The organism is Nocardioides sp. (assembly GCF_041913365.1).
In the GTDB taxonomy this organism is placed as follows: Bacteria; Actinomycetota; Actinomycetes; order Propionibacteriales; family Nocardioidaceae; genus Nocardioides.
In genome coordinates this window covers 485,386-491,465 of the sequence record NZ_JAYSFM010000003.1, presented here as the reverse complement: position 1 = coordinate 491,465, position 6,080 = coordinate 485,386, and the positions used below count along the sequence as shown (strand labels likewise).

Here is a 6,080-nt window from a genome sequence, read left to right as displayed (position 1 = left end):
CTAATTCGTCGACTAATCAAACACACTGTTGAGTTCTCAAGAATCAGACGCACCCACATCGCGATCCGGTGAGGATCTCGGTTGCGTGAGGCAACTGGTCAAACTTAGCGAGCGACTTTCTGTCCGCGCAAATCGCGGGCTGTTTCGCTCTGACCCACTGGTGTCACCGTGACCGATGACCGCTTCGGGTTGTCCTGCCCGGGGCCGGGAGCCCGACCTGACCGGTCTTGCTCCCCGCCGCTCCCTGGCGACAGAGAGAACAGTATGCGTACTCATGACAACGCGCAAATCGAGGCGCTGTGACCGCGAGCACACTGACGTTTCCGCAGGTCAGAGGCCTGTTGTGACGGGTGGGGCGTGTCGGACGGGCGCGTCGCCCGCCCGGCACGACCCCAGCAGTCAGGCCTTGGCGAGCTCCGATCAGGCCACTTCGATGCCCGCGAAGTTCTTCTTCCCGCGCCGCAGCACCAGCCAGGAGCCGGCCACGAGGTCGGCCTCGGTCGGCTGCAGCTCGGGGTCCTCCACGCGGACGTTGTTGAGGTAGGCCCCGCCCTCCGCGACCGTCCGGCGCGCCTCCCCCTTGCTCTTGGCGAGCCCGGCGGTGACCAGGAGGTCCAGGATCCCAGGCAGCTCGCCGGCCGGGACCGTCGTACCGCCGGCCTCGCGGAGCGCTGCGCCGAGGGTGTCGGGCTTGATCGAGGCCAGGTCCCCGCCGCCGAACAGGGCCGCGGCCGCTGCCTTGGCCTGCTCGACCTCGTGCTGCCCGTGGACCAACGCCGTCACCTCGTCGGCGAGGCGCTTCTGCCCGGCGCGCAGGAACGGCTTGTCGGCCGTCTGCTGCTCCAGGTCCTCGATCTCCTCGCGGGTGAGGAACGTGAAGACCTTCAGCAGCTCCCCCACCTTCTCGTCCTCGGCGTTGAGCCAGAACTGGTGGAAGCCGTAGGGCGAGAGCATGTCGGCGTCGAGCCAGAGCGCGCCGCCCTCGGTCTTGCCGTACTTGGTGCCGTCGGCCTTGGTGATCAGCGGCGTGGCGAAGGCGTGCGCCTTGCCGCCGTCGGCGCGCCGGATCAGCTCGACGCCCCCGGTGAGGTTGCCCCACTGGTCCGAGCCGCCGAACTGCAGCGTCACCCCGTGCTGGCGGTGCAGCTCGAGGTAGTCCATGGACTGGAGCAGGACGTAGGAGAACTCGGTGTAGCTGATGCCCGCCTCGAGGCGCGACTTCACCACGTCGCGGGCGAGCATCCGGTTGACCGGGAAGTGCTTGCCGATGTCGCGCAGGAAGTCGATCGTCGACAGCGAGGCGGTCCAGTCGTAGTTGTTGACCATGGTGGCCGCGTTGCTCCCCTCGAAGGAGAGGAACGGCTCGATCTGGCCGCGCACGCGCTCGACCCACTCCTTGACGAGGTCGAGGGAGTTCAGGGTGCGCTCGCCGCTCTCGCGCGGGTCGCCGATCATGCCGGTGGCGCCGCCGACGAGGGCGTACGGCGTGTGCCCGGCCTCCTGGAGCCGCTTCGCGGTCAGGATCTGGACCAGGTTGCCCATGTGGAGGCTCGGGGCGGTCGGGTCGAAGCCCACATAGAACTTGACGCTCCCCTCGCCCAGCGCCGCGCGGAGCGCGTCGCGGTCGGTGGAGTGGGCGACGAGGCCGCGCCACTCCAGCTCGTCGAGGACATTCGGGGTCGTCACGTGGGTTCCTTCGGGTGAGGTGGGTTAGTGGACGGGCACTAGCCTAGGGCGAGGCAGGAGGAGGTACGGCACGTGATCGCAGGCAGGTACACGCTCGAGCGGGAGATCGGTCGCGGCGGTTCCGGGACCGTCCACCTCGCGCACGACGAGGTGCTCGGGCGCACGGTGGCCATCAAGCGCATCGGGATCCTGTCCGGTGAGCAGGCCGCGCTCGAGCGCGCCGGCCGCGAGGCCCGCCTGGCCGCCGCGCTCAACCACCCCCACGTGGTCTCGGTCTTCGACCTGGTCGAGGAGGAGGAGGTCCACTGGCTGGTCATGGAGTACGTCGACGGGCGCACGCTCAGCGAGATGGTGCGCGCGTCCGGACCTCTCGAGATGACCGAGGCGGCGACGTACCTCGCGCAGACGGCCGACGCGCTCGCGGAGGCACACGAGGCGGGGATCGTGCACCGCGACGTGAAGCCGAGCAACATCCTCGTCTCGGACGGCGTCGCCAAGCTCAGCGACTTCGGCATCGCCAAGTCAGCCGACGACGCCTCCCTCACGCAGACCGGGCTGGTCACCGGCTCGCCCGCCTACCTGGCCCCCGAGGTCGCGTCGGGCTCGTCCGCCACGCCGGCCAGCGACGTGTGGTCACTGGGCGCCACGCTCTACCACTCGGTCACCGGACGACCGCCGTACGAGGTGGGCGACAACCTGATCGGTGCGCTCTACAAGATCGTCCACGAGGACCCGCCGCGGCTGCCCGGCGACCACCCGATGGCCGGCCTGCTGTCGGTGATGATGACCCGCGAGCCGGAGAACCGCTGGCCGATGCACAAGGTGCGCGACCAGCTCGACCGCCTCTCGCGGGGCCAGCGCTCGACCGTCACGGCCGCACCCGCGATGCGCGTCAACGGCGAACGCACCGGCGCGATGCCCACCGTGCGCTCCGCCCCGGTCGCCGGCCCCGAGCAGCCGCACCGCCGCCGGGCGCCGTACGCCTGGATCGCCCTCGCCGCCGTCCTCGCGGTCGCGGCGATCGTGGCCGCCTACGTCTGGGCGGGCCGCGGGACGCCCGAGGCGGTCGAGGACGACACTCCGACCTCCCCCACGACCTCCGAGACCACGTCGAGCACCGCCCCGCCGCTGTCGGCCGAGGACACCCGCGAGCAGATGGACGCGTTCATCACGTCCTACCTCTCGATGGTGACCACGCAGCCGCGCAAGGCCTTCGACCAGCTCACGCCGGAGTTCCAGGACGCCAGCGGCGGCTACGACGGCTACATCGGGTGGTGGGGCACCGTCCGCAGCGCGAGGCTGGCGGACATCCAGAGCGACCCGTCCGACCTCACGGTGGGCTACACCGTCGACTACGTCTTCAAGTCCGGCAGCAAGGACACCCAGAGCGTGCGGCTGCAGCTGCAGCGCTTCGACGACAAGTACCTCATCGCTGGCGAGGGCTGAGCGCGGGCGTCGCGGACACAGGTCCCCACGGGTGTGAAGGCGTGCCCGGGGCGGTGGTTAGCGTGTCGGGAGCCCACCGAAAGGGGCCCACGTGATCGCAGGCAGGTACACGCTCGAGCGGGAGATCGGACGCGGCGGAGCCGGCTCCGTCCACCTCGGGCACGACACGCTGCTCGACAGGACCGTCGCCATCAAGCGCATCGGCCTGCTCCCCGGCACCACCGGGCAGGACATCGCCCGCGCCGAGCGGGAGGCCCGGCTGGCAGCCGGGATCAACCACCCGCACGTCGTCTCGATCTTCGACCTGGTGAAGGACGAGGACTGCTACTGGCTGGTGATGGAGCACGTCGACGGACGCACGCTCACGCAGGTGGTCACCGAGGAAGGTCCGCTGCCCCCGACCCGGGCCGCGGGGATCGTGGCCCAGGCCGCTGACGCACTCGTCCAGGCCGACCGAGCCGGCATCGTGCACCGCGACGTCAAGCCCGGCAACATCATGGTCGGGGACGACGACCACGCGAAGCTGGCCGACTTCGGCATCGCCCGCTCCGGCACGGACGCCGCCCTCACCCAGACCGGATTCATCACAGGCTCCCCCGCCTACCTCGCCCCCGAGGTCGCCTCCGGGTCGCCCGCGGCGCCGGCCAGCGACGTGTGGTCGCTGGGCGGCACGCTCCTCTACGCGCTCACCGGCCGCCCGCCGTACGACGTCAGCGGGAACGTGATGGGCGGGCTCTACCGGATCGTCCACGAGGACCCACCGCGGCTACCGTCGGACCACCCGCTCGCGGGCCTCCTGGCCGTGACGATGGCCAAGGACCCGGCCGAGCGGTGGCCCGTCGAGCAGGTGCGTGACGACCTGCGCCTGGCCGCCCGCGGACTCCCGAGCCGGGCGCCCGCGGTCGCCGCGCGCCCCGATCGGACGGCGGAGGCGACCGCGCCCATGGCCGCACCGGTCCCGATGACGCCCGGACCCGACGAGGACGACTCCCCGACGCGGACCACGTCGTTCCCCGCGACCCCGGTGGCGCCTCCCCCGGGACCACCGGCCGACGGTGGCGACGCGCCGTCGCGATCCTTCCCCCTGGGCCGGGCGGTCGCCGTGCTCGCCCTGGTGGTGCTCGCCGGACTGGGCGCCTGGCAGCTCCGGCCCGACGACGGCGCGCAGACGGAGAGCAGTTCCGGCCCGGCGAGCGAGGCACCGTCGCCGACGAAGGACTCCAGGGGCTCCGAGCAGCCGTCCGAAGGATCCACGCCCTCCGGAGAGGCCAGCACGGAGCCGAGCCCGGAGGTCACGGGCACCACACCTGCGGACATGAGGGCGTTCGTGGAGGACTACTTCGCCACCGTCACCTCAGACCCCGAGGAGACGTGGACCATGCTGACGCCGGAGTTCCAGGAGGAGAGCGGCGGCTACGACCGCTATGCCGGCTTCTGGGGCACCATCGAGTCGGCGACACCCTCCGCGATCGAGGTCGACCGCGCCGCCCTGACGGCGTCCTACACGATCGACTACGTCACCACCTCAGGCAGGACGAGGACCGAGCAGGGCGAGCTGCAGCTCGCGCAGCAGGGCGACCAGCTGCTGATCGCCGGCGAGGGCTGAGGACGCACACGGGGCTGGAAGGGCTCGTAGGGCGGGTGGGGCTCGAACCCACGACCCACCCATGGAGTTATCCGCCGAGTCTTCGCTTCAAGCCTCATCGCGACCCGGCCCCACGCGGCTTGATTGATTGACTGCCCGGTCGGCCAGACCGAAGTCCTGTCTTACCTCCACGCGCCCAGTGGAAGCTCCCCCGAGAGCAGGCCGTCACTCCGTAGCAATATCCGAGGCCGATGCTCAATCGACCCATCGGCGCGCCTCAACCGGTGAAGTGCGGTGCCACCGCTCGCGAGGTCCGGCCTCGGGATCTCGACGCGCACTCCGATCGGCCACCGGTCCGATAAGCCGAGGTCAGTTCACCGGTGGGCTCCCGCAACTCGTGCGGCATGCTGGATAAGTTCGTCGAGGACTTGGACAGTGACCGGGTTCGGTCCGGAGCGTCCCAATCGGTGTCGGGCGATGATGATCCGGCGTTCGAGGCCCGGGATGGCAACCACTTGGACGCCTTGCGGGATGGAAGTGGTAGTGGACATCGCGAGTGCGGGCAGCAGAGCCGCCCCCAATCCGGCATCCACCATCGCCAGTGCGATGTCATAGTCGCTGTAGCGGTGGGGGGCTGGGGTTGTCACACCCAATTGCGACATCAGGCGTTGGGTCGCCCCATGGGCAGCGGCGCTCTCGTCTACAGCGAGCCAGTCCAGGTGGCTGAGGTCCGTGGTTGTCCGGGGCCTTGGCATGCTCGCAGGAACTGCGACCAGCCACGGGTCGTCCAAGAGCGTGATGTCCCGCGTACCTCGCGGTTGGGTCCTACCGACGGGGGCATCGGCCTCGGCCAACAACAAGTCGAGGACACCGTTGCGAAGTTCCGTGGCGCCAGTCTCGGTTTCCGACTCCAGCACATGGACATCGACGTTCGGCAGCCGTCCACGGAGCTCTTGAACAAGCGGAAGGACCAGCCCGCGCAACGCCGATCGGAAGCCCCCGATGACGACCTTGCCCGACGGCTCGCCGCCCATTCCGGCCACTGCTTGGCGAACGTCAGCCAACTCCGCCTCGATGCGTTCCGCAGCTTCGACCAGGAGGCGGCCAACGGGCGTTAGTACCGAGCCAGAGGGCTGGCGGTCAAGCACTGGGAATCCCAACTCACGCTCGAGCTTGGCGATCTGTTGAGAGACCGCGGACGGAGAGAGATGAGACTGGGCAGCCGCCGCGATGACACCGCCAGCGCGATGCACGGTCAGCAGGACGGTCAGCCGCCGAGGATCGATCTGCATGCAGTAGATCTTAATGCCCCATCCAGATATGTTCGATTGTGCTGCATGCCAATTGGCGGGACGATTTCGAC

General features: G+C 69.7%; 4 protein-coding genes. 2 read left to right on the top strand and 2 right to left on the bottom strand.

From position 1 onward, the window contains the following. Positions 1-420: 420 nt before the first annotated feature. Positions 421-1,686, bottom strand: coding sequence for a tyrosine--tRNA ligase (gene tyrS, locus ACE3QY_RS10760; protein ID WP_374456009.1), 1,266 nt, complete (start codon positions 1,684-1,686; stop codon positions 421-423). A 72-nt stretch (positions 1,687-1,758) separates the two neighbouring features. Between tyrS and ACE3QY_RS10755 the strand changes: the two genes are divergently transcribed. After that, entirely contained in the window at positions 1,759-3,132 is a 1,374-nt protein-coding gene (locus tag ACE3QY_RS10755; RefSeq protein ID WP_374456008.1) for a serine/threonine-protein kinase, read from the top strand. Between the two features lie 91 nt (positions 3,133-3,223). Beyond that, positions 3,224-4,738, top strand: coding sequence for a serine/threonine-protein kinase (locus tag ACE3QY_RS10750; protein ID WP_374456007.1), 1,515 nt, complete (start codon positions 3,224-3,226; stop codon positions 4,736-4,738). 353 nt (positions 4,739-5,091) lie between these two features. Here ACE3QY_RS10750 and ACE3QY_RS10745 read toward each other — a convergent pair whose 3' ends face one another. After that, a complete protein-coding gene (locus ACE3QY_RS10745) occupies positions 5,092-6,009 on the bottom strand; it encodes a LysR family transcriptional regulator (protein WP_374456006.1) in 918 nt (305 codons plus the stop codon). Between the last annotated feature and the right edge of the window lie 71 nt (positions 6,010-6,080).